We start from the raw sequence: 23639 nt of genomic DNA, 5'->3' as shown, positions 1-23639 counted from the left end.
AAGGAGGCGGTCGCTGCCTCTCCAGGTTGGCGTTTGGCATCCATGGTGGCGGTGCCTGGGAGTAGTGGCCGAACAGCGGGGGGACCCTCGCTGTCGCCTCGGCTTCATCAAGCTAGCACGGTCCACAAGCGTTGTTCGATGCGACACATGTCGATGAATCACCACGCTTTTTTGGCATATGCACAGCTCTTGAAGCGATAAAAAGTATCGACAATTCAAGAAAATGAATAAGTTAGAAGCGGATCTATGCTGCACCGCCATAGATCGCACGAGCGTTTAATCGGTGCTTTCATTAGACCAAAGTTGATTTATCCTGGAGCCGCCATGCATAGCCTCGTCACCCATGCCGATCTCGAGCGCCTACGCGACTATCGTGCGCGTCTGGCCCAGCAGCGTCAGCGCGGGATGGTGTGGATGACGGGGTCGCCGGAACAGGTCCGTCGTCGAGCCCTGGAGTGTCTCGCACAAGGGGGCTGGGAGGCGCCGCTGTGGGCGGGCATGGACCTCGAGGTCGTGGCAGAACCCGCACGGGACGAGGTGGAGATGGCGGCGCTCGGCAAGGCCAGGATGCGCCTGGGGCATGAACACGATCTGCTGATCGTCGATGCCCTGTCACCCGCCTCGGGGCTCGACCCCGATGCGCTGGGCGCGCTTTCCGGCACCCTGGTCGCCGGCGGTCTGCTATTGCTGCTGATGCCAGACGACGGCGGCCGTCAGCCTGATCGGGACTACCGGCGTATCGCCGCTCATCCCTGGGCGCCGGCGTCGCTGACCAGTCACTATCTTCAGCGCCTGCACCGCTTGCTGGGCGAGCTGGATGGCGTCATGCATTGGCATGGCGATGCCGGCCTGTCGCCAGCACGCTCTTTAGATGGGGCCCCGGCCCAGGCTCCGGCGTCCTTATCGCCGACTCAATCCGAAACGGTGTCACCGTCCCCGGATGCTGACTGCCTCACCGCGGACCAGGCCGAGGCGGTGCGCCGGTTGTCTCGCCTCAAGCGCCGCCGTCCGCTGGTGATCACCGCAGACCGTGGTCGCGGCAAGTCCGCGGCGCTGGGCATCGCCTGCGCGCGAATGCTGGAACACGCCTCCGCCGATTCGCCGGTGGAGATCCTGCTGACCGCTCCCAGGGTGTCATCCGTGGAGGCGGTGTTCGCCCGTCTGGCGGCGCTGTTGCCGGAGGGCGTGCGTGACGGCAATGACTACTGCCTGGCCGCCGGGCGGCTGCGCTTCATGGCCCCAGATGGGCTTTCCGATGCCGTGACCACGGGCGAAGCCGGCGGCGCCGGCAGCGTCCTGCTGGTGGATGAGGCTGCGGCGATTCCGGCAGCGCTGCTGGGTCAGTGGCTGAAGGCATTTCCGCGTGTCGCCTTCGCTACCACCGTGCACGGCTATGAAGGCTCTGGTCGAGGCTTTGCGCTGCGCTTCAGGCGTCAGCTTGACGCTATCACACCTCAGTGGCAGGCCATGGAGCTGACCGCGCCGATACGCTGGGCGGCCGGTGATTCCCTGGAAGCGGCGATATCGGCTCTGCTGTGTCTGGACGCGGAGATGCCCGACGTACCGGTGGCAGCTGGCGACCTGGCGTCCCAGGTCGCGGCGCTGCCGTCGTCAGTCCTCGATCGGGCGGACCTGGCGCAAGATGAGGATGCCCTGCGCGGGATGTTCGGGCTGCTGGTGCAGGCCCATTATCGCACCACCCCGAGTGACCTACGGGCGCTGCTGGATGGTCCTGACACCCGCCTGTGGGTGCTGGGCCCGCCGGCCCATCCGGTGGCGGTCTGCGTGACCATCGATGAAGGCCGCTTTGACGACGACCTGGCAGAGCAGGTGCTGCTGGGGCAGCGGCGTCCACGGGGACACTTGATGGCCCAGTCCCTGGCCGCACACGCCGGCGAGCGAGGTGCCTTGACCGGGTCGTTGCGCCGGGTGTCCAGAATTGCCGTGCATCCTGACTGGCGACGTTGCGGATGCGGGGCGCGCCTGCTCGATGATGTCGCCGATCAAGCGTCGCTAGATGGCTGCATGCTGCTGGGGACCAGCTTCGGTGCAGATCCCGAGTTGCTGAGCTTCTGGTACAGCCGGGACTATCGTCCGGTGCGCCTCGGCCTGACCCGGGAAGCGGCCACCGGCGAGCACGCGGTCATGCTGGCCCGGAGCCTGACAGATGACGGGCAGCGGATCCTTGAGCGCCTGACCCGGCGCTTCCAGCGACAGCTGCCGGGGCTTCTGGCGTTCGAGCTGCCGCTGCTGCCGCCGCAGGTGGTGATGGCGTTATTGGCCCATTCCACGCTGGCGCCGCCGGATGATCATGACCTGGGAGAGCTGACGGATCTGGCGCGGGGCCTGCGTGAACCCGCCTTGTCGCGACCGGCGATCCAGGCCCTGATCGTTGCCCTGGCCCGGCTGTCTCACCAGGCCATCACCTGTGGCGATCAGGGGGGGAATGGCGACCTGGCGTGGCTCGCGGCCTGGGCGTTTCAAGGCCGCTCGGAAAGTTCCCTGGCCGCGGCGCTTTCGCTCAGCGGCAAGGCACAGGTCAAACAATGGCTTCGGGACGCAGTGGGACATGGCCTGGACGTGATCGGTCACCTTTCCAAGCCGGCGGAGCAGGGGTAGAGTGCCTGCATCTGCAAAACCTGGGCATCACCTGCATGAACCAACATCTCGACACCCTCGCGCCTGCCATTGTCTGGCGCCACTTCCGTACCTTGTGCAACACACCACGCCCGTCGGGCCATGAAGCCGCCCTGGTGGCCGCTATCGAGGCCTGGGCCGAGCAGCAAGGGATCGCTCACGACCGTGATGCCTACGGCAACCTGCGCCTGTCCAAGGCCGCAAGCCCAGGCCACGAACAGGCCCCCGGCGTCATTCTCCAGGGCCATCTCGACATGGTGGCCCAGGCCAATGCCGACATGCCCCACGACTTCACTCGTGACCCCATCGTGACCCGGGTCGAAGAGGGCTGGCTCAAGGCCGATCGCACTACCCTGGGAGCCGATAATGGACTGGGCGTTGCCGCTGCGCTGGCCATTCTCGAGGAGCCGGAGCTGGTCCACGGACCCCTTGAGGCCATCTTTACCCTGGAAGAAGAGACCTCCATGGGGGGCGCTCTCAACCTGGCCGAGGACTGGCTGGCGGGGAGCATACTGCTCAACTTGGACTCCGAGGAGCCCGGTCAGGTCTACATCGGCTGTGCCGGCGGTGCTGATGTGGTGGTCGAGGCCCAGCTGCCGATGGAGTCGACCAGCGAGGAAGAGCAGGCGCTGACGCTCAGCCTCAAAGGCCTGCGGGGTGGGCATTCCGGGATCGACATCGACAAGGGGCTGGGCAACGCCAACCGGCTGCTGGTGCGGGTGCTGCGTGCCCTTGATGGCGGAGAAGTGCGCCTGGTGGAATACCAGGGCGGCACCCTGCGCAATGCCATCCCGCGGGAGGCACAGGCGGTAATCATGGTGCCCCGGGATGAGGTCGAGCACGTGCGCGGTCGTGTCACCCAGCTGGAGGAGGAGCTGCGTCAGGAGCTGAGCGGCGTGGATGAGGGCCTGCGCCTGACCCTGGAGCCCTGCCCAGAGCCTCGTCAGGAGGCGCTGACCTGTCACGCCAGCCGGCTGCTGGTGGCGGCCTTGCATGCTGCCCCCTGCGGCGTCGAGCGCATGAGCGTCGATGTTCCGGGCGTGGTCGAGACCTCCAACAATCTTGGCGTGATCCGCCTGGAAGAAGGCCGCTTTCACCTGTGTGCGTTGGTGCGCTCGCTGCGTGACAGTGCCACCGCCGACCTGGCCGAACGCTTCAGCGCCCTGTTTGAGCTGATCGGGGCTCGGACCCGCATTGAGAACGGCTATCCTGGTTGGACGCCACAGCCTGACAGCAGCGTGCTCGAGCGCTTCTGCACGCTGCATCGGGAGCAGTTGGGTGTGGCGCCGGAGATCAAGGTCATCCACGCCGGGCTCGAGTGCGGTATTCTCGGTGGCAAGTATCCACACCTGGAGATGATTTCCTTCGGCCCGCTGATTCGTGGTGCTCACTCCCCCGATGAGCGTGTCGAGATCTCCACGGTGGAAGCATTCTATGACCTGCTGAAGGCCGTGATCAGTGACCTGGCAAGGACCCCTGACTGAGATGAAAGAGGCGTTGCTTACGACCCCGATGACGCCGGCCTTTGCCGGCGTCTCGCTGTTGGCCCTGGTGGCGCTGTGGCTGGTCTGGCGTGGTCGCCAGCACCGCCGTCGCCAGGATCAAGCGCTGGAGCAGCTGACACAGCGTCTGGAAGAGCGTCAGCAGGCCTCTCGTCAGCTGGAGCAGGAGCTGGCGATCAGCGATGCCCAGCTGGATGCCAGTCGAGAGCAACTGGAGACCCTGCGGCGCGAACGGGATAGCCTGCGTGAGCATATGGCCGAGGTGCGCGAGCACAATGCCCGGCTGGAAACCGAACGAGAGCAGATGACAGCACGCCACCGTGAGCAGATGGCGCTGGTGGAGCAGGCGCGGGACAACCTCAAGCAGGAGTTCCACCAGCTGGCCGGCCAGGTCTTCGAGGAGCGCCAGCAAGCGTATCAGGCACAGAGTCGAGAAGGCATGGAGTCATTGCTCAAGCCTTTCCGTGAGCAGGTCGATCAGTTCCGGCGACGGGTCGAGGAACTGACGGGACAGCACAGTCGTGAAGCGGTGTCGCTGAAGTCCCAGATCGAGCAACTGGCCAGCTTGAACGCGCGACTGGGAGAAGAAGCCGCTGGCCTGGCCCGGGCGCTCAAGGGTGATCAGAAGGCCCAGGGTGGCTGGGGCGAGCTGATGCTCGAAACGGTGCTGGAACGCAGCGGCTTGAGGCGCGACATCGAGTACCGGCGAGAGGTCTCGATGAATGGTGAACAGGGGCGCCAGCGGCCCGACGCCATCATCTATCTCCCCGAGGATCGCCACCTGATCATCGATGCCAAGGTCTCGCTGACCGCCTGGACGAGGGTGGTCAATGCTGACGATGAGGCAGAGCGAGAAGCGGCCATGAGTGCTCACCTGACCTCCCTGCGTAGCCACATACGTGGGCTCGCCGCCAAGGATTACCCGGCGTTGCCGGGGCTGCATTCACCGGATTTCGTGTTTCTGTTCGTGCCGGTGGAACCGGCCTTCGCCGCAGCCTTTGAGCGGGACCCTTCGCTGTTTCAGGAAGCCTTCGATCGCCAGGTGGTGGTGGTCACGCCGACCACCTTGCTGGCCAGTCTCCGCACCGTGGCGGGACTGTGGAGCATGGAGCGCCAGAATGAGAACGCGCGCATCATCGTGTCCCGGGCGGAGCGTCTGCTGGGCAAGTTCTCTGGCTTCGTCGAGAGTCTCGACGATGTGGGCAAGCACCTGGAACGGGCCAGTAACAGCCATCAGCAAGCGATGAACCGGCTGTCTCGCGGGCAGGGTAGCCTGGTGGCCCAGGCCGTGGAGCTTGAGCGTCTTGGCGCGCGCATGAAAAAGCCACTGCCTCAGGAGTTGAAGCGTGCGGCGGAGGCTTCCAGCACGCTGACCGGCACTGATGAGGCCAGCAGCCATGAAGGCCACGGCAGGTCGTCCTGACGGCTGCCCCGGAATCCGCCTTGAACGTCGCCCTGGAACCCGCTCCGACGTCAGAGGACTCGCGCAGGCAGCGCGGTGGTGACGGTCGGGTGGTTGGAAGCAAAACGCCCCGCGCGCCAGTGGCTGGCGCGCGGGGCGAGATCATTCAGGCCGGTGTGGCGGTGTGGTCAGCCCAGGTAGGCGCCCAGCATCCACACGGTCTTCTCCTGCTCACGGATGTAGTCCCCGACCTGAGAGGCGGTGCCCTCATCGTCGGCATCCGAGGCCACCGACAGGATTTCGCGCTGTAGTTCGATCAGCTGCTGATATCCTTGGAGCACGCCGCGCACGCAGGCCTCACCGTCGTGCACGTCCTTGTCTTCGCCGATCCGCGACAGGGTGGTGTAGTCACTGTAAGCGTGGACGGGCTTGTGCCCCAGCGTAAGGATGCGTTCTGCGACCTCATCTACCTTGACCAGCAGGTCGGTGTAGAACTCCTCGAATTTTTCGTGCAGCTCAAAGAAGTTGGGGCCCTTCACGTTCCAGTGATAGCCACGCACGTTCATGTAGAAGATCTGGTAGTTGGCCAGCAGTTCGTTGAGCTTGTTAGCCAGGTCGCTGGCGCTGCCTTGGTGCAGGCCGATGGCGTTGGTGTCGCTCATGCAATACCTCCTTGATCGCTGTGGTCCTGTATATCCCGACAGGATATCGATACCGGTGGGCGGGAGTGAAACCAATTACCTCCATCGCCGCGATAGGGCCCATTGATGACCGCTCCTAATGACATAGTGATGAACCCCTGCATTTTCAAGGGGCGTGTCCAAGGCGGCGTGTTCCATCAGGCTCAGCAAGAGCGCTTGTCGACAGATATTAGCGGCCTGACGTAGCGAGCATGGCACGCAGCAGATTTTCCGTGCGATCAGACAGTAGCTCGGCACAGCGAGCCAAGGCTTCATCGAGGTCCATGGGCCCATCTGCCAGTGCAAAGGCGGCGCTGACGCCCTCGTCCAGAGCGGCCTGCCAGCCGGGTGCCATGCGTCCTGCCAGCACGATGACCGGTATGCCTCTGGCCCGTGCCGCACGGGAAATACCTATCGGCGTCTTGCCCGACAGGCTCTGGCCATCGAGCTGGCCCTCGCCGGTGATCACCAGGTCGGCATTGGCCAGCCGCTGCTCCATCCCGGCCTGCTCCATGATCATCTCGATACCCGGGCGCAGCTGCCCCCCGAGGAAGGCCTTTACCGCGAAGCCCATGCCACCAGCGGCGCCGGTGCCTGGCGCATCTCTCCAATCCTGGCCCAGCTGCTCCGCGGCCTTGTCGGCCCAGCGCGATAGCGCAGCATCCAGGCGCTCGACGTCCTCCGGGGAGGCGCCCTTCTGAGGGCCAAAGATGGCACTGGCGCCACGCTCGCCCAGCAGCGGATTGTCCACATCCACGGCGGCCTCGACCACGACCGAGTCGAGGCGCCGGTCTAACCCGGAAAGGTCGACCCTGGCCAAGTGCTCGAGGCCGGCGCCAGTGGGGGAAATCGGCTGATCATCGGCATCCAGCAGCCGTGCCCCCAGCGCTGCCAGCATGCCGGCTCCGCCATCATTGGTGGCACTCCCGCCCAGAGTGATCAGCATGCGCTGGGCGCCGGCGTCGAGGGCCGCCAGGACCAGCTCCCCGACGCCGTGGGTAGTGCTGTGAAGCGCCGTACGCTCTTCGGGGCTCAGTGCCTGCAGTCCGCTGGCCTCTGCCAGTTCGATATAGGCCGTCTGGCTGGCGGCATGCCATCCCCAGGCAGCCTCGCCTGGTCTGCCCAGAGCATCCTGCACGGTGGCGGTACGGCGCTCGGCGCCGGTGGCGCTGAGCAGGGCCTCAAGGCTGCCTTCTCCCCCGTCTGCCATCGGACATTCATCCATGGTCAGGGTGGGGTCGGCGCGTCGCGCACCCTCGGCGATGGCGCGGGCAGCATCGGTGGCGCTCAGCGCATCCTTGTAGCTGTCGGGGCAGATCAACACATTCATGGGTGGCCTCTCCGGTTCGAAGAAATGAGCTGGTGACATGAACTGGTGATAGGGGGGACGACATGGACAGCCCCCTGGTCGGAATGTCCTGCTGGACCAGCGTTTGCCCCTGACTCGGGACAGCGTAGACTCTCGGAAGTATTTCACGTCATCGGCAGGAGGTCCTGATGCAAGTGTCCAAAAAATGGCGTCCTTTAAGCCGCCCCGATTGGGCGAAATGCTCAGGCGTGGCGGCGTTGTGTCTGTTGCCGTGGCTCAGCGCCTGTCAGACCACACCTCAGCAGATGCCGGTGGCGGAGCCAGCCCCGTCGCAAGCCTGCCAGTGGCCCGTCGTCGATGGGGCAGTGAGTCTTGCGGATGTGGTGGCCGTGCTCGAAGGCCGTGACTTTCTGGTGCGCGATACCGATACCGCGCTGGGGGTGGTCAGTGCCGAGAAGACCGAGCGCACGACCTACCATAATGCCGATGCGGTCAGGCCACGCCTTGGTGGCTTCGTGCTGGGGGGTAGCGGTGGGCATGTCGGCGCCGGAGTTGGCGTAGGGTTCGGTTCCTGGGGCTGGGGCGGCAGCGATGATGCCACCCGAGTGGAGCGCGTGTCCGTGGCGCTGACCGACCAGCAGGTTCAGCTGACGCGGGACATTCGTCTGTTTGACTGGACCGGCCAGCTACGGGAGTCGCGTACCGCCAGCGATGCCTCGTTCTGCACCTCGATTCGCCAGCAGCTGGCATCCCAGGCGGGTGTCTCGGGAGGCATCGAATGAGCCGTTGCTGGGGAATACTCGTGCTGCTGTTGCTCAGCGGCTGTGCCGGCCCATCGATCACCACGGAAGCGCCGCGGCAGATGCAGGTGGCCGTGAGCGCAGAGCAGACCCTGGACGAGGCGCTTGCCCTGTTGATGGAGCAAGGCTACGTCATCACCCAGGCAGATGGTGCACTTGGACGCATCGATGCCTCCTTGGCGCGGCCGCCTGGCTATCGTCTCGAGGTGCGGGTCGAGGACGTTGGAGACACCCAGGCCAGTGTCAGCCTGCAGGGATTTCGTGGCGGTCGCACGCTGCCCGCTGACGTCGTAGAACCGCTGTTTGTTCAACTACAGGGAAGACTTGCCCATTGATGTACGCTCTACAATCCGTCCTGGCCGCGGCTGTCTCGCCGAAGCGGCGTGCCACCTGTGGGGATCGCCATTCGCTGTGGCCACGTGTTCGCCGCTTGATGACGATGACCAGTCTCGTGCTTGTCCTGGTGGGGCCCTGGGCAAGCCAGGTGGCGCTGTCACACCCCCATAGCTGGGTCGATCTGTCGGTCCAGCTCGAGACCGATAGCGAAGGCCGGGTGGTGGCATTACGCCAGATCTGGCGTCTTGATCCGTTCTACAGTCTGGTGCTGCTGGAAGAGATCGATGCCGACGAGGAAGGGCGCGATGCGGCCCTCGACCGCCTGGGAGGGGACATGCTGACCAGTCTGGCTCCCCGGGACTTTTTCACCGAAGCCGAGATCGACGGCGAAAAAGTGGTCTTTCAGGGCGTCAGCGATGCCACGGTGATGGAGCGCGATGAGCGTATCGTGCTGCACTTTCGCCTGCCCCTGGCCGAACCCATGGAGCTTGCCGGCAGCACCCTCGAGTACCGGGTATATGACCCCTCCTACTACGTGGAGGTGGTCCACGAGGCCGATGCGGATGGTCCGTTGGACCAAGCGCTGACAGCGCCCGACGGCTGTCAGGCATCGGTCATCATTGCCGAACCCGATCCGGACAAGGTGATGGCGGCTGCCCAGCTGGATGTCGACGACAGCGCGCCGGAAGGGTTAGGACGCTTCTTTGCCGAGACGGGGCGTGTAGCGTGCTGAAGCTTCAACAACCTTGGGTTCAGGTGTCTCTCGCGGTGGGCGCCGTCGTGGGCGTCTTGCTGTTGCTGGCGGTGACCGGCGCGCTGGATATGCTCGGCCACTGGGTGCTCGCCATGCAGGCCGACCTGCATCGTCGCTTGACTCAGGCGGTCACACTAATCGACCAGACGCCGTCCGCTGCAGCCTGGGCCACCTTGATAGGCCTGAGCCTGTTTTACGGCGTTTTCCACGCGGCAGGACCAGGACATGGCAAGGCTGTGATCAGCGCCTACCTGGTCTCCCAGGGAGGCGCCTGGCGTCGCGCCCTGGCTCTGTCGGTGGGAGCCGCGCTGATGCAGGGAGCGGTCGCCATCCTGCTGATACTGGCGCTGGTGCAGGGGCTGGGCTGGCTGACCCGCGAGGCACTGGGCAGTGTGGTGTGGGTCGAGCGGTTGAGCTTCGCCCTGGTCGCACTGCTGGGGCTGTGGCTGAGCGGACGCGCGCTGAAGCGGCTGGTGTCGCTGTCGCGCCCAGCGCAGCAGTCTGCTGGGTCTGAGCACCATGGGGCACACCATCACGAGCCGCACCATCACGAGGCGCACCACCACGAACATCCGTCCCACGGGCATCATGCTCATGGTGCGCATCATGATCATCACGAGTGTTGTGGCGGTCATCACCATGTGTCGCCGGATGGCAGTGGTCGCGAGGCCTGGCTGGCCGTGCTGGCGATCGGTGCCAGGCCATGTTCGGGAGCCGTGCTGTTGATGGGCGTGACCAGCCTGCTGGGCCAGCCATGGATGGGGGTGGCAGCGGTGCTGGCGATGTCGCTGGGTACCGCCATGACGGTCTCCACCCTGGGCATCGCCAGCGTGCTGGCACGGGACTGGGTGGCTGCTCGCGTGGCGCGGACATCCGCCAGGCGAAGTCGCGCCGTGGCACGCCTGGCCGCCATGGTGGCACTGACCGGTGGCGTGCTGATCATCGGACTGGGCGTTCTGCTGATGCTGCAGGTTGGCGCATCGGATCCTGGCTTGCCACTGATGGCGCCAGGTAGTCGCAGTAGTGGCCTCGGCGTGTGACAGCCCGTCAGGCGCGCAAGGACAGCCCGCCGGCCAGCGCCAGCACACGGTCCTTGGTGGCGGCCAAGCTGTCCTTGTCGTAGGCGATGGCCTGGCTGTGGCCCCACACCGGCCCTGGCCAGGCCGCGTCGCCTTCTCGCCGCACGATCACATGCACGTGCAGCTGCGCCACCATGTTGCCGAGGCTGGCAATATTGAGCTTGTCACCCCCGGCGTGGGTCTTCAGCGCCTGGCCCAGGCGAGTGGCTTCTCGCCACAGCTGTTGCTGGTCGGCTTCCGACAGGTCGAACACCTCGATGGCGTTGGCCCGCCTGGGAATCAGTACCAGCCAGGGATAGCGGGCATCATCCATCAGGCGCAGCTGACACAACGGTAGTTCGGTGACGGGATAGGTGTCGGCGACAAGGCGTGGGTCGATGACGAAATCGCTCATGGCGGGCTCCTGAATGGCGTTTCAGGCAGGGTACATCAGGCGGCCACGACAGGGGCATCTATTCGACAAAGTTCCTGTTCGACGTCACCCCTGCTCGATACACCCCCAGTTCGATACAAGCGAGAGAGGAAAGACGATGACCCTGGTCGAGGGAGCGGCCCTGCTGACGGCAGGTATCGTGGCAGGTTTTATCAATGTGCTGGCGGCGGGCGGTTCGATGCTGACGCTGCCGCTGTTGATGTTTCTCGGACTTCCCCCTCAGGTGGCCAACGGCACCAATCGGGTGTCGATCACGCTGCAGAGCGTGTCAGCGGTGGCCAACTTCTTTCGTGCAGGAGCCCGTCATATCGGGCTCAGCCTGCGCCTGTCGGTGCCTGCTGTACTGGGCTCGATGCTGGGCGTGTGGCTGGCGCTCCAGGTCAGCGATGCGTTGTTCGAGACGATCCTGATGGTGGTGATGGTCGCCGCGGCAGTGATCATGCTGCTGCCACAACCGAAGATCGACACTCGGCCCCTGACGGTGGAGCGGCTGACCCCTGGCATCTATCTGGCGATGTTCGTGATCGGTGTCTACGGCGGCTTCCTGCAGGTCGGGGTCGGGATTCTGTTCATGATCGTGCTGTATCGCATGCTCAAGATCGATCTTGGCCAGGTCAATGCCTTCAAGGTGCTGATCATCCTTGTCTACACCCTGCCTGCCCTGGGCATCTTTCTGTGGCATGACCAGGTGCGCTGGAGCTACGGCCTGGTGCTGGCCGCCGGCAGCATGACCGGTGCCTGGCTGGCGGTGAAGGTCAACATGAGTTCCCGGGGCGCCATGGTGGTCAAATGGCTGACGGTGGCGGTGATTGCCGTGATCATTTTGCGCCTGGCCCTCTACTGAGTGCTGTGCAGACCCTCGAAAAGCGCGACACAAAGCCTAGCGAATGAACGTCATCGTGCTAGATTATCTGAGGATGATGTATTTTGCTTACCCACCTGGCTGCAAGGAGAAGGGACAATGAAAAGGACGCTGGCATTGATTCTGGTATCGATGTTTACCCTGGTGCTGTTGAGTGGCTGCAACACGGTGCGGGGTGTCGGCCAGGACATCGAGAAGGGTGGTGAAGCCATCCAGAACAGCACCGCCTGATCGCTGGCCACAAACCTGCACTCCGCCAGGCTTTCTCCAAGGCCTTGGCAGCAAGGCCCTGGCAGAGAGCCACGGCAACGCAGGGATGCTGATCCAGCGACAGGAATAGGAATACGCAAAGTAAAAGAAACAGAAACACAAACGGCGGTGATGTCACTCAGGTGCATCACCGCTTTTTTGTGGACAGGGCAGGCGCCTAGCCAGTGATGAAAAAATAAGGAACATGAGGCAAGTCAGGAGGGGATGCCAAGCATGGCGCAAGGCATCTGCTATGCTGGCCCCTTGTCATGTGCAGGGCCGCCTGGCGCCAGCGTTCAGGCAGCAAGTGGCCCCTTGCCATGGGCCAGACGAAAGGACATTCAGGCACTGGAGGCCGATGATGAAAGCACTTCTTCCGTTATTCATGGTTGCTGCGCTGGCAGGGTGCAGCGCGTCGTCGGGCGGGACCGGTGAGCCCGCTCCGTTGCCACCCAAGCGGGCTCCCTTGGCCGAAGCCTGTGACGCGGCGGCTGTTCAGAACTGGGTGGGGCAGCATTACCAGGAGGCTCAGGACGAACGCCTGAAAGCCGAAAGTGGTGCCAAGACCCTGCGCGTGCTGAGACCGGGCGGAGTGGCGACCATGGACCTGCGCCTGGACCGCTTGAACGTGCGCCTGGATGACGCCGATACGATTGTCGAGCTGGGCTGCGGTTAATCCCTCGTGCTGGCCGGCATTGTGATGGTGCGGGCCAGCAACCAGGAACCGTAACAGGAACCAGCACCGTAACCGCAGGCTGCGACAGGCCGCCTAGCGGCTGGCCTGTCGGGTCATCGCCGACCTCGTCGGATACGGCTTCGGGTGCCTCAGCGTTGGCCCAGCTCCTGCTGGGTGCGCTGCTCCTCTTCTTCCGCCTGCTTGCGCAGCTTCTTGCGCAGGGTGGCCTTTTCATAGCGCAGCTTGCGTATCGGCGTGTCCAGCGTCAGCGGCGGTACCGTGGCGGGGCGTCCGTCCGAGTCCACCGCGACCATGGTCAGGTAGCAGCTGTTGGTATGGCGAATGATCTTCTGGCGAATGTCTTCCGCCACCACCTTGATGCCAATTTCCATTGACGAGCGGCCGACGTGATTGACGCTGGCCAGGAAGGTCACTAGCTCACCCACATGGATGGGCTGCTTGAAGCGCACCTGGTCGACCGACAGGGTGACCACATAGTGACCTGAGTAGCGACTGGCGCAGGCATAGGCCACCTCATCGAGTTTCTTGAGGATGGCGCCACCGTGCACCTTGCCACTGAAATTGGCCATGTCGGGTGTCATCAGCACGGTCATGGTCAGTTCGTGCTGACCCGGGAGGCTCTGTTCTAGCATGGATGGCTCCTCAAGCATGCAGTTCGGTCTGTGATGCACATAGCATAACGCCTTGCCTCCGCGAGCGGAGACAAGGCGCACGTTGAAACTCAGTTGTTGCCGGCACTGTACAGCGAGGCGGTGACCGATCGGCCCGCCTTTGCCATCATCTCGCCCGGCTCGGGCGGCTCATAGCCAGGTCAGACACACCGAGATGATGATGCCGGTGATAAACAGCTGAACCAGGCAGAAGCCCATGATGTCCTTGGCCTTCAGTCCTGCAATTCCCAGCACCGGCAGCGCCCAGAAAGGCTGCAGCAGGTTGGTCCAGGCATCGCCCCAGGCGACCGCCATGGCGGCACGCGGGATGTCCACGCCAAGCGCCTGAGCGGCGGGAATGACGACAGGTGCCTGGACGGCCCACTGGCCTCCGCCCGAAGGCACGAACATGTTGACGATGCCGGCGCTGATGAAGGTCCAGAACGGCAGGGTGGTCTCGGTAGCGAAGGACACCATGGCCTGCGACATGGTCTCGGCGAGTCCTGACTGCACCATGATGGCCATGATACCGGCGTAGAAGGGGAACTGAATGACGATGCCGGCCCCGCCCTTGATCCCCTCGTTCAGGCTGTTCAGCAGGCTCTGAGGGGTGCGATGCAGCACGATGGCCAGAAACAGGAACATGAAGTTGACCACGTTCAGGTTCAGGCCACCGCCACCGACGAAGTAGCTGATCAGGTAGATCAGACCTGGCATACCCACCAGCAGCGCCAGCGTCATGCTGTTTTCCAGGCGCTCGGCCGGGCGGCTGATGCGCACGCGGCGGTCTTCTTCCTCACCCAGCAGGGCCGGATCGACGTACACGCTTTCCTTTTCCCCCGGCAGCATCATGCGGTTGACCAGCGGCACCGCGATGAACAGAGCCAGCACAATCAGCAGATTGAAATAGGAAAAGATGGTTTCGCCGGTGCCGATGACGCCGATCTGCTCTGCCCAGGGGTTCCCTTCCGTGGCAATCGTCAGGGGGACCGAGCCGGCCAGGCCGCCATGCCAGACCACGAAGCCGGAGTAGGCACTGGCGACCAGCAGGCGATAGTCGACGCGCACGACGCGGGCCAGCTCCTTGGCGAACAGCGCGCCCACCACCAGGCCGAAGCCCCAATTGATCCAACTGGCGGCCAGCGACACCAGGGTGACCAGCAGGATGGCGGCACCCGCGTTATTGGCGATGCGGGCCAGACTTGCCAGCAGGCGCTTGACCGGTGGCGAGCTGGCCAGCATGAAGCCGGTGACCAGTACCAGCAGCATCTGCATGGAGAAGGACAGCAGGTTCCAGAAACCGTCGCCCCAGTACGTCAGCACCGCCATGGGCGACTGACGCTCCACCGCGATGGCCGCTGCCGCAGCGATGATGGTCAGGAGCAGGACGAAGACATAGGGATCTGGTAGATAGCGCTCCACCAGTTTCACGGCGGGTCGTGACAGAGCTCTCAACATGGCGTATTTCGCTTCTTCTGGTTGTGAAAATGGCCTTCCCGGCCACCTGGCGTCAACGGTGCCGCAGTCCGCCGCCGGGCGTCAAAGTCACCTTTCAAGCGATGACGTTTGGGCATACACCGGCATCTGTGCTGACAGCAGGGGCATCGACCGGGAGAAGGCCTTAACCCGTGCTGCTCCAGCGCGTGCTGCGATAGCGAAGATAGTAGGCCACAAGGACCCCGGAACGCACTGCGGTAAAAGTCGTAAAGGCTAACCAAAGTCCATGATTTCCCATGCCTTGGGTCAGCCACCACAGGGGCAGATAGGCGGCCAGTGCAATAAAGATCGAGTTGCGCATTTCGGCAATGGCGGTGGCGCCGATGAAGACCCCGTCTAGCAGGTAGCTCCATACCGCCACCAAGGGCATCAGGATCACCCAGGGCATGAAATCCGCGGCGGTGGCGCGTACCTCGGGAAGCCCGGTGAGCAGGGCGATCAAGGCGTTACCGGCGAGGGCAAAGGCGAGGCTTGCCAGGGCGGCTGTCGCCAGCGAACACAGGGCAGCCGCTCGCACCGACAGGGCGAAGTCATCGAAGCGCCGGCGGCCGATGGCATGGCCGGTCAGTGCCTCTGCGGCATTGGCGAATCCGTCCAGGCCATAGGAGGTGAGCATGATGAACTGCAGCAGCACCGCATTTGCCGCCAGCACCGTATCTCCCTGGGCGGCCCCCTGGGCGGTGAAGAATGCCTGGGCAAACAGCAGCCCCAGCGTGCGCACGAACAGGTTGGCATTGACCGAGAACAGCTCGCGATAGGCGCCCACGGTAAGCAGCCGGGCCCGCTCGAAGTGGCCTCCCAAGCGGCCGAGGCGGTGCCGGCACCACCACAGCCCCAGCGCCACCGTGCAGTAGTCCGCGATCACCGTGGCCCAGGCGACGCCGTCACTGGTCATGTCCAGGCCCACCACGAACAGCAGGTCGAGGACGATGTTGACGCCGTTATTGGTCAGCAGCAGTGCCAGCGTCACACGACTGTTCTGTTGCCCCAGGAACCAGCCAAGGATGGCGTAGTTGGCCAGGACCGCAGGGGCCGACAGCAGCCTGATCTCGGCGTAGCTGGCGGCCAGTTCACTGGCTTGCGGGCTGCCATCGAGCAGCCATAGCCCCAGCGCAATCAGCGGGCGCCCCAGCAGGATCAACAGCACGCCGATGGCCCCGGCCAGCAGCAGTGACTGGCCGAGCAGATGACGGACCTGGTCATCCCGACTGCGCCCCATGGCCTGGGAAGTGAGGCCGGTGGTGCCCATGCGCAGAAAGCCGAAACCCCAGTAGAGAAAGCCGAACAGCGTGGCCCCCAGGGTCACACCGGCCAGGTAGCGTGAGTCCGGCAGGTGGCCGACCACGGCAGTATCCACGAGCCCCAGCAGGGGCACGGTGATGTTGGACAGGATGATCGGCCAGGCCAGCGCAGCGATGCGCGGCAGTCGACCAAGGGTGTCGGCTAGGCCGCTGGAGGAAGAGGGTGGAAGACTGGCCACGGTTGCACGTCTGCTTGGCTGATGAAGATTCGGGTGAGGAGCGCAGTGTCCCGGCGCCGACCTCACGGGTCAAGCGGGACGCCTTGGCGGTCATGACGCAATGGCGTCATCCGGATCGTCATGGTGCGATGGATGGCCACGGAATGGCCGCTGGTCCGTTGGTTGCGTCTTTTACAACGGCACAGCGTGTGCAATGTCAGACATATTGAATGCTGGTTCATTGATATCCGAATGAAATGTTTAGTATCAGTTACTACCAAAAAATTACATTCCGTTGCCATCTCTAAGGTGACAGAAATACCTCTTCTGGCTACTAATAAGATAATCCCATGAATTAATAAAAAAGGACTAGCAAGAAGGAGTAAGAAGGAGCAAGAAGCAGCAAGAAGGAACCAGTAGACATCACGGGTGAGAAGGAACATCCCCATAAAGGCTGGCGACCTTGGTGACAGTGTGACGAACAATGATGAATCGGTAATTAAGATATAACGTATATAAAAATATCGATTTTACGCAGGAGTATCCACAATGAAAAAGTCCCCTCTCTTTTTCGCGAACCCTCTTTGCCCTAAGGCAGTCAAGGTCGCTGCCAGGCAGCCTCAGTGCCCCCAGCACCGACGTCAGCGCGGGGCAAGTGCGATTGAGTATGCGGTAATTCTCGGGGTTGTCACCGCCGTTATCATTGGTGCTTTTCAAGTTACTGCATTTTCAGAAGGCATCGCGGACCTCAAGTCATCCATAGAAAGTATGTTTTAGCCTGAAGGGCTGATGGATGATCAACTTCAGCTGATGGCAAGGCTTTGGTGATGTCAGTAAAACTGTTGCGATTGCTTGCGGGCTTGCTGGTGTTCATCGCGCTAGTAATGGCCTTTGTAGGTTGGTCATTGAGCCGCCAGGCACTCCCCCCTGAGAGCGCAGAAGTGGCTGCGCCAGAGGCGCCCGAACCCCTGGGCTATCCGGTGCTGGTGGCCGCTCGGGAGCTGAGTGCGGGGGAGCGCCCCTCTGACCTGCCCGATGCACTGCGGCTGGCCTATTTTCCTACCCCGCTGGATGGCAGCTTTGCTGAGCTGGCCCAGGTGCCGGATGCGCGCCTGGCGCGGCCCCTCGGTGAGGGCGATGTACTGAGGCCGGGTGGATTCGTCGGCGGTGGTGCCCTGGCCGATGTGGTGCCCCCAGGCTTTCGTGCCGTCGGGGTGGGTATCGACGCGGTCATCGGCGGCGGTGGTTTCGTGGCGCCGGGGGACCGGGTCGACGTGTTGTTCTTTGCCGAGACGGATGACGGCAACGGTCAGCGCCATCGGCTGGCACGGCGGTTGTTTTCCGATGTCAGCGTGCTGGGGGTAGGCGAGCGCCTGGTAGGTGGCGACCGCCAGGAGGACAGTGGCTCTGAGCGCACGGCCGTGCTGGCCATGCCGGAAACCCAGACCGCGCGGCTGCTGCTGGCCGAGGCGACGGGGCGGCTGCGACTGGCAGTGGTGGGCAACCAGGAAGCGGCTCTGGGCGAATCCTTCGATGACGGTCTGCGCTTCGCGCTGGGCCAGAGCGTCCTGCCGGTATCGCTGGGCCAGAGCCTGAGCCAGCCCGGCAATAGCGTCAGCTTCGATGAGCTTACCGGTATCGAGCGAGAACCGCCCAGACCGGCGGCGCAGGCGTCACGCGCCCAGGGATACCAGGTGGTGCAACACGTAGGAGCCAGCAGTCGAGTGGTCTCACTGCCGTGATCGCGGGCAGCCAGCGGTAGGAAGGCTGGAAACGGGCGGTCAACAGACTGACATCATAATGAGAGGTTCGGCAGCGGTGGCGGCAGTCGCCATGGCTAGCGGAACCCGCGCAGGGAACAGGACCAAGCATGCAGCTAGATGGCAAGATCGCCCGACCGAGGTCGGTGTGCTGGAGAGTGTGTGCCCGCGGGACATGGCGCGGACTGGTGCCAGGCAAACGCCTGGTAGCCGCGCTGCTGCTGGGAGTAGCGTTGATCCCCGCTGTGGGGCTGGCGCAGTCACCCGAGTCACGGCTGAGCCTGGCCGTCGGTGACCAGCAGTGGCTGGGCCAGCCAGGACGTATCACCCGCACCGCGGTGGGGCGGGGTGACATCATTGACGCCCAGGTGCTGGACCCGCGGTCGCTGCTGGTGACCGCCGTCGGCCCCGGAAGCACCAGCCTCAAGGTATGGATCGACGGTGCCAGCCAACCCCGGGAAACGTTAATACAGGTGCGCCCTGCCGGTGGCGAGGGGCTCGAGTCGGAGTACTCACTGGCCCCCGGCACCTCGCGTCCTGACGTGCGTGGCGTGACGCGCTCCCTCGAACGCCATGATCAGGCGATCTCTCGCTTTGCCAGCGATCCCATCGATGGGACCACCCAGGCCGGGCCGGTGCAGGTCCAGACCGACATCCGCGTGGTAGAGGTCAACCGCAGCCGCATGGCCTCCGCGGGCTTCTTCATCGGGCGCAACCAGGCAGGCTCGACCCGCTTTGCCCTGGGCCGCAGCGATGAGACGCTCGATTTCCTGGCGGGCGGTGCGGTGGCCCCCAATGCGGGTGACGGTGGCTTCTCGATCATTCAGGTCAATACCAGTGGCGTGCTCTCGGCACTCAGCGCCCTGAGCGCCAATGGTTTCGCCTATACCCTGGCAGAGCCCAGCCTGGTCAGCCTGTCTGGCCAGAGCGCCAGCTTTCTTGCCGGTGGCGAATTTCCCTTTCCCGTGCAAAGCGGTGACGACCAGATCAGCGTCGACTTCAAGGAGTTCGGTATCCGTCTGCAGTTGACGCCGACGGTGCTGGACGAGCGGCGCATCATGCTCAAGGTGGCGCCCGAAGTGTCCGAGCTGGACTTTTCCCGCGGGGTGCAGACAGCCGGTATCGCGGTGCCGGCGCTGAATGTGCGCCGCACCGATACCACGGTGCAGCTGGGCAACGGCGAGAGCTTCATCATCAGTGGTCTGGTCAGCCGCAACATCATTCAAAGCGTCGACAAGATCCCTGGGCTTGGTGATATCCCGGTCATCGGCGCGTTCTTCCGCTCGACACGCCTGGATCGTGACGAGAAGGAACTGGTCATGATCGTGACACCGCACCTCGTCAGGCCGCTGGCCGCCGGGGTGGATCTGGGGCCGATGCCTGGCGCCGCGTTCGAGAGCTATGACCCGAACTTCCTGGAACTGATGTTCGATCCACAGGATGCACAAGCCATAGAGCGCGTGTCCGAGGTGGGCTTCAGTCGCTGATCGGTGGTTGTGGGTGGGGTGAGAGGAGAGCGCCATGCCATTTCGTCAAAAGCGTGCCGAGGTCAGTCCGCGGAAGGCGGCGCCGGGGGCAGAGCCTGCCTTGATCAGCGAGCTTCACCAGCTGGTGGTCGAGCGCCTGGAGGATGACGTCAGGGGCATCGCCGATGAGCCCATGCAGCTGCGTCAGCAGGTGCGCGAGCTGGTGACAGAGGCGCTTAGCCTGAGGGGCTACGCCACGCCGACCGACAGTGTCGACGCTGTGGTCGAGGATGTCTGTCGCGAGCTCAATGGCTTCGGTCCCCTGGAGCCATTGCTGGCCGATGACACCATCTCCGACATCCTGATCAATGGTCATCGCCAGGTCTACGTCGAACGCCGTGGCCGGCTGGAGCCGTGTCAGCTCGCCTTCCTCGATGATGATCACATTCTCAGGGTCGTGCGGCGCATGCTGGCGCCCCTTGGCAAGCGTCTGGATGAATCCAGCCCGATGGTGGATGCCCGCCTGGCCGATGGCTCCCGGGTCAACGCCATCATTGCGCCGCTGTCACTGAACGGGCCCAGCGTCTCGATCCGCAAGTTTCGGCGGGAGGCGCTGACCGGGCAGGACCTGGTGGCCATGGGCAGCGTGCCGGCCAACCTCATGACCTTTTTGCGCCGAGCGGTGGAAGAGCGCTGCAATCTGCTGGTCAGCGGTGGCACCGGAGCCGGCAAGACGACGCTGCTGAACGTGCTGAGCGCAGCGATTCCACCTCAGCAGAGGGTGGTCACCATCGAGGACAGTGCCGAGCTGCAGCTGGCCAGCCACCACGTGGTGCGGCTGGAAACCCGAGCGCCCAACATCGAAGGAGAAGGCGAGGTCGGCGCCAGTGCACTGGTCAAGAATGCCCTGCGCATGCGCCCCGACAGGATCCTGCTGGGGGAAAGTCGGGGCGACGAAGTGCTGGACATGCTGCAGGCGATGAACACGGGACATCAGGGCTCGATGAGTACCGTTCACGCCAATTCGGCCGCCGATGCCGTGGTACGGCTGGAGATGATGGTGCGCATGTCGCGCTTTCAGGGGACCGATGCGCTGGTGCGTCAAATCATCACCACTGCGCTCGACCTGATCGTACACGTCGCTCGCGACAGCAGCGGTCAGCGTCGGGTAGCAGAGGTGCTGCGTGTGGTCGGGTTACGCCAGGGCGAGGTGGTCCTGGAGCCGCTCTACCGAGAGGGGCAACCGGTGACTGACCACCTCACGGCCCGGCCAGCAGACCAGGCGTCTGCGGTCTGCTGGCCGCGGCTGCTGGCGGCGCTGGTAGATGGCGCTGAGGAGGCGCACTCATGAATGTCTGGGTGGTCTTTTCGCTGGTGGCGGCATGCCTTGCCACGGCTGCATGGCTGCTGATGAAGAGCGCGCGTGCCCACACCGAGCGCGCGGCTGGCGGTCAGCGCACCGCGCGACGCCGCTCGCTGGTTGCCCATGACTCGCTGATGGAATGGCTTGTCGAGCGCCTGACGGCGGCAGGGTTGCCCGCCTCGCCACTGAGTGTCGCTGTGGCCGGTGGCAGTCTGCTGGTGCTGGCGATGTTGCTGCTGTCACGCCTGGGGGCCGTCTGGGGCCCGGCGACCGTGGTGCTGGTAGTGGTGCTGGCCAATGCGCTGATTCGTGTGCGTGCCGCGCGCACCCGGCGCCGTGCACGCCGCCAGCTGGCGCCATTTCTCAGTCAGGTCAGCCGTGGCCTGATGGCCGGTCAAGGGCTGGAAACCGCCTTCGTGCACGCGACACGGCGGGTACGTCCTCCACTGTCGGATGCACTGTCTCGCGTCATGTTGAGGCGTCAGCTCGGTCAGGAACTGGACGAAGGGTTGGCCCGTGAGGGGCAGATACTGCGGCTCGACGAGTTGGGGCTGCTGGCTACCGCCATGCGCATCAACCAACGCCATGGCGGCAGTCTGTCCGACATGCTCGATGCCTTTGCCGCCGCCTTGCACCAGCGCGAGCAAAGCGGTCGTGAGTTGGCGGCCATGACCGGAGAAACCCGCATCAGTGCTCTGGTACTGGGCCTGTCCCCCCTGCTGTTGACGCTGTTTATCCAGCTGACGCAGCCGGCATTTCTGCTGCCCATGCTGGAGAGCAGCGGAGGTCGCCAGGCCCTGGCGCTGGCCGTGGTCCTGCAGCTGAGCGGGGGATGGTTGCTGTGGCGCATGCTCAAGTCGGTATGACCCCCTCACTGCAACGAACGTCTGCCGGCGCTGCAACGCGGGTAGGTTAGACAAGGAGAACAGGCGGCTGATGTGGAATCTTTGGTGGAGCGGGTCCGTCGTGGCCTTGGCCCTGGCGGCAGCAGCCTTGCTGATCAGTACGCGGCTGCCCGTGGGCGAGGAAGGACAGCGCCGGCGGGAGGAGTCGCGGCTACTGCGGGAAGGGCGCGGACTATGGCGTAGTCGCGCCAGCCGCCCTGGTCTGGCGGGACGGCTGTCCTTGCGTCTTCGGCAGTCCGGGCATGTGGGGGCCAAGGCTCAGCTGGCGGTGCTGCTGGCGTGGGCCGTGGTCATGGTCGGCGCCGCCATGCTGGGCGGGCTGCTGGCGATCATGGGCGGCAGGCCTGTGGCGGGTATCGTGGTCATGTCTGCCCTGTGGGGGGGCTTCGCAGCGGGACTGGGGTGGCTCGCGCTGGAGCGCAAGCGTCGTCGTCGAACGCTGCGGCTCGATGAAGATATCGAACTGGTGCTGCAGGTGACGCGGATGCTGTGGGACACCGGCATGACCCTGGAAAGCCTGCTGCATCGACTGATTCAACAGCTGGGTGCGACGACCCCGGATATGGTGCTGGAACTGCGGATCGCCGCCAACCGCATCGACAGCGGCCAGGACCGCGAGAAGGTGCTGGAAGAGCTGGCCGCGGTGCAGGCCAGCGAAGGCGTCGAGCAGTTCTTCCTGATGTTTGCCCAGATCGCCAGAACGGGAGGCCGCGCCAGGGATAGCCTGACCACCCTGGTGGAACGCCTTGGGGCCCAGCGCCGCACACGCCTGCAACAGCGTGTCAGTCAGCTGTCCGGAACCATGTCGCTGGTGATGATGCTGTGTCTGTTCCCCGCCCTGTTGATCGTCATGGCCGGTCCCGCCTTGGTCAACCTGAGTGGACTGATGGGATCCCTGGGAGGGCCGTGATGCCGAGTCCTTTGCTTCACTACCGGTGGGAGACGCCGATGACATCGAGAGATCGCCACTCCACCCTCGCCGCTTCCGGCCAACCACCAGCTGGCATGCCACGACAGCCCGGAATGGGGGGCACGTGGTGCGTCCTGGCCGCGCTGCTGGGAGTCTCGCTGCTGAGTGGATGTACCAGCGCGTCTTCACAGCCCATGCCCATGACGGCGTTCGCGCCGGCCGTCGAGGTGGTGGGCGACGCCCAGCAGCAGAGCAGCGGGCCCTGTGGACGCCGCTATGCTGCCGATATCGGTGTCGAGCTGTCGTTGATCGAGCGCATGCTGGACGACGGCAAGCCGCGCTCCGCCGCCGCTCACCTGGAGGCAGGTGACTATGGGCTGCCGCTTGCCTGGCGTCTTGAAGGCGATGCACGACGCGCCATCGGCGATGTCGAGGGCAGTAACCGCGCCTACGAGGCCCTGCTGGGCACCTGCCTGGTGGCAGATGGCTATCGCGGGCTGGCACGCAATGCCTTTCGCGCTGGCCGTCACGACCAGGCCATGACCCTGATGCGGCAGGCCCGGGAGTCCCGGCCGATCGACCCACGCATCCGCAATGATCTCGGCTACCTGCTGTTGCTGGCAGGCGAATCGCAGCAGGCGGCGGAGGAATTTCGCACCGCGCTGGAGCTCGACCCCAGCCACCAGCAGGCGGCCGCCAACCTGGTGCTGGCCCTGCGGCTGAGCGGGCAAGCCGCTCAGGCCGAACGCACCGCACGACGCCTGGGAGTCGACGCCCGACTGCTGGCGGCGCCGCCGCGTACGATCTCCCCGGCGGCATCTCCCGGTGAGAGGACGGAATCATGATGAGCCGACGCAGGATGCGCTCCTGCAAGGAGCGATGGACCGTG

General features: G+C 64.3%; 22 protein-coding genes. 16 read left to right on the top strand and 6 right to left on the bottom strand.

Going from position 1 to position 23639, the window contains the following annotated elements:
• Positions 1-324 precede the first annotated feature (324 nt).
• From KUW18_RS16345 to rmuC, 3 genes are read left to right on the top strand one after another with little or no spacing between them, the layout of a single operon-like run.
• Entirely contained in the window at positions 325-2619 is a 2295-nt protein-coding gene (locus KUW18_RS16345) for a tRNA(Met) cytidine acetyltransferase TmcA (protein WP_222561883.1), read from the top strand.
• Positions 2620-2654: 35 nt separating this feature from the next.
• On the top strand, positions 2655-4121 hold the full coding sequence (locus tag KUW18_RS16340) for an aminoacyl-histidine dipeptidase (protein WP_222561882.1): 1467 nt from the start codon (positions 2655-2657) through the stop codon (positions 4119-4121).
• A gap of 1 nt (position 4122) precedes the next feature.
• Positions 4123-5562 (top strand): DNA recombination protein RmuC, encoded by a 1440-nt coding sequence (gene rmuC / locus KUW18_RS16335; protein ID WP_242520709.1) that lies wholly within the window; start codon positions 4123-4125, stop codon positions 5560-5562.
• 167 nt (positions 5563-5729) lie between these two features.
• On the opposite strand, the gene KUW18_RS16330 is transcribed toward rmuC, so the two are convergent.
• Together KUW18_RS16330 and KUW18_RS16325 are read right to left on the bottom strand one after the other, a co-directional pair.
• Positions 5730-6203: a Dps family protein gene (locus tag KUW18_RS16330; RefSeq protein ID WP_222163943.1), complete on the bottom strand. Its 474-nt coding sequence runs from the start codon at positions 6201-6203 to the stop codon at positions 5730-5732.
• Positions 6204-6411: 208 nt separating this feature from the next.
• The gene (locus tag KUW18_RS16325) at positions 6412-7551 is read right to left on the bottom strand and encodes a glycerate kinase (protein ID WP_222561881.1); all 1140 of its coding nucleotides are present in this window, start codon (positions 7549-7551) and stop codon (positions 6412-6414) included.
• A gap of 167 nt (positions 7552-7718) precedes the next feature.
• Here KUW18_RS16325 and KUW18_RS16320 point away from each other — a divergent pair, with 167 nt between their 5' ends.
• The 4 genes from KUW18_RS16320 (at position 7719) to KUW18_RS16305 (ending at position 10460) form a co-directional block, all read left to right on the top strand.
• Positions 7719-8312, top strand: a complete 594-nt coding sequence (locus KUW18_RS16320) for a hypothetical protein (protein WP_222561880.1) — start codon at positions 7719-7721, stop codon at positions 8310-8312.
• Entirely contained in the window at positions 8309-8665 is a 357-nt protein-coding gene (locus tag KUW18_RS16315; protein ID WP_222561879.1) for a hypothetical protein, read from the top strand. Before KUW18_RS16320 ends, KUW18_RS16315 begins: the two co-directional genes overlap by 4 nt.
• Before the next feature lie 98 nt (positions 8666-8763).
• Positions 8764-9399: a DUF1007 family protein gene (locus KUW18_RS16310; RefSeq protein WP_222561878.1), complete on the top strand. Its 636-nt coding sequence runs from the start codon at positions 8764-8766 to the stop codon at positions 9397-9399.
• A complete protein-coding gene (locus tag KUW18_RS16305; RefSeq protein ID WP_222561877.1) occupies positions 9393-10460 on the top strand; it encodes a nickel/cobalt transporter in 1068 nt (355 codons plus the stop codon). The genes KUW18_RS16310 and KUW18_RS16305 overlap by 7 nt, the downstream gene beginning before the upstream one ends.
• 7 nt (positions 10461-10467) lie before the next feature.
• Here the strand turns inward: KUW18_RS16305 and KUW18_RS16300 are convergent, their stop codons facing one another.
• Positions 10468-10893, bottom strand: coding sequence for an HIT domain-containing protein (locus KUW18_RS16300; protein WP_222163947.1), 426 nt, complete (start codon positions 10891-10893; stop codon positions 10468-10470).
• 136 nt (positions 10894-11029) lie between these two features.
• Between KUW18_RS16300 and KUW18_RS16295 the strand changes: the two genes are divergently transcribed.
• From KUW18_RS16295 to KUW18_RS16285, 3 genes are all read left to right on the top strand, one after another.
• Complete coding sequence (locus KUW18_RS16295; protein ID WP_206940646.1) at positions 11030-11776, top strand: sulfite exporter TauE/SafE family protein; 747 nt, start codon at positions 11030-11032, stop codon at positions 11774-11776.
• Between the two features lie 117 nt (positions 11777-11893).
• Positions 11894-12025 (top strand): entericidin A/B family lipoprotein, encoded by a 132-nt coding sequence (locus tag KUW18_RS16290; RefSeq protein WP_222561876.1) that lies wholly within the window; start codon positions 11894-11896, stop codon positions 12023-12025.
• Between the two features lie 379 nt (positions 12026-12404).
• Positions 12405-12719: an I78 family peptidase inhibitor gene (locus KUW18_RS16285; protein WP_224852130.1), complete on the top strand. Its 315-nt coding sequence runs from the start codon at positions 12405-12407 to the stop codon at positions 12717-12719.
• A 149-nt stretch (positions 12720-12868) separates the two neighbouring features.
• Here the strand turns inward: KUW18_RS16285 and KUW18_RS16280 are convergent, their stop codons facing one another.
• The 3 genes from KUW18_RS16280 to KUW18_RS16270 form a co-directional block, all read right to left on the bottom strand.
• Positions 12869-13372, bottom strand: a complete 504-nt coding sequence (locus KUW18_RS16280; protein WP_206940639.1) for an acyl-CoA thioesterase — start codon at positions 13370-13372, stop codon at positions 12869-12871.
• A 168-nt stretch (positions 13373-13540) separates the two neighbouring features.
• Positions 13541-14848, bottom strand: coding sequence for a short-chain fatty acid transporter (locus KUW18_RS16275; protein WP_206940637.1), 1308 nt, complete (start codon positions 14846-14848; stop codon positions 13541-13543).
• Between the two features lie 163 nt (positions 14849-15011).
• Positions 15012-16367, bottom strand: coding sequence for an MATE family efflux transporter (locus KUW18_RS16270; protein ID WP_315900683.1), 1356 nt, complete (start codon positions 16365-16367; stop codon positions 15012-15014).
• Between the two features lie 806 nt (positions 16368-17173).
• Here KUW18_RS16270 and cpaB point away from each other — a divergent pair.
• The 6 genes from cpaB (at position 17174) to KUW18_RS16235 (ending at position 23595) form a co-directional block, all read left to right on the top strand.
• Positions 17174-18088, top strand: a complete 915-nt coding sequence (gene cpaB, locus KUW18_RS16260; RefSeq protein WP_222561874.1) for a Flp pilus assembly protein CpaB — start codon at positions 17174-17176, stop codon at positions 18086-18088.
• A 128-nt stretch (positions 18089-18216) separates the two neighbouring features.
• Positions 18217-19593 (top strand): type II and III secretion system protein family protein, encoded by a 1377-nt coding sequence (locus KUW18_RS16255; RefSeq protein ID WP_222561873.1) that lies wholly within the window; start codon positions 18217-18219, stop codon positions 19591-19593.
• 34 nt (positions 19594-19627) lie between these two features.
• Complete coding sequence (locus tag KUW18_RS16250; RefSeq protein ID WP_222561872.1) at positions 19628-20923, top strand: CpaF family protein; 1296 nt, start codon at positions 19628-19630, stop codon at positions 20921-20923.
• Entirely contained in the window at positions 20920-21801 is an 882-nt protein-coding gene (locus KUW18_RS16245) for a type II secretion system F family protein (RefSeq protein ID WP_222561871.1), read from the top strand. The genes KUW18_RS16250 and KUW18_RS16245 overlap by 4 nt, the downstream gene beginning before the upstream one ends.
• A 70-nt stretch (positions 21802-21871) precedes the next feature.
• Complete coding sequence (locus tag KUW18_RS16240) at positions 21872-22750, top strand: type II secretion system F family protein (protein WP_222485115.1); 879 nt, start codon at positions 21872-21874, stop codon at positions 22748-22750.
• Between the two features lie 38 nt (positions 22751-22788).
• On the top strand, positions 22789-23595 hold the full coding sequence (locus tag KUW18_RS16235; protein ID WP_222561870.1) for a tetratricopeptide repeat protein: 807 nt from the start codon (positions 22789-22791) through the stop codon (positions 23593-23595).
• Positions 23596-23639 lie beyond the last annotated feature (44 nt).

The organism is Halomonas sp. DP5Y7-2 (genome assembly GCF_019802025.1).
GTDB classification, from domain to species: domain Bacteria; phylum Pseudomonadota; class Gammaproteobacteria; order Pseudomonadales; family Halomonadaceae; genus Halomonas; species Halomonas litopenaei_A.
This window is presented reverse-complemented; position numbering and strand designations above follow the sequence as displayed.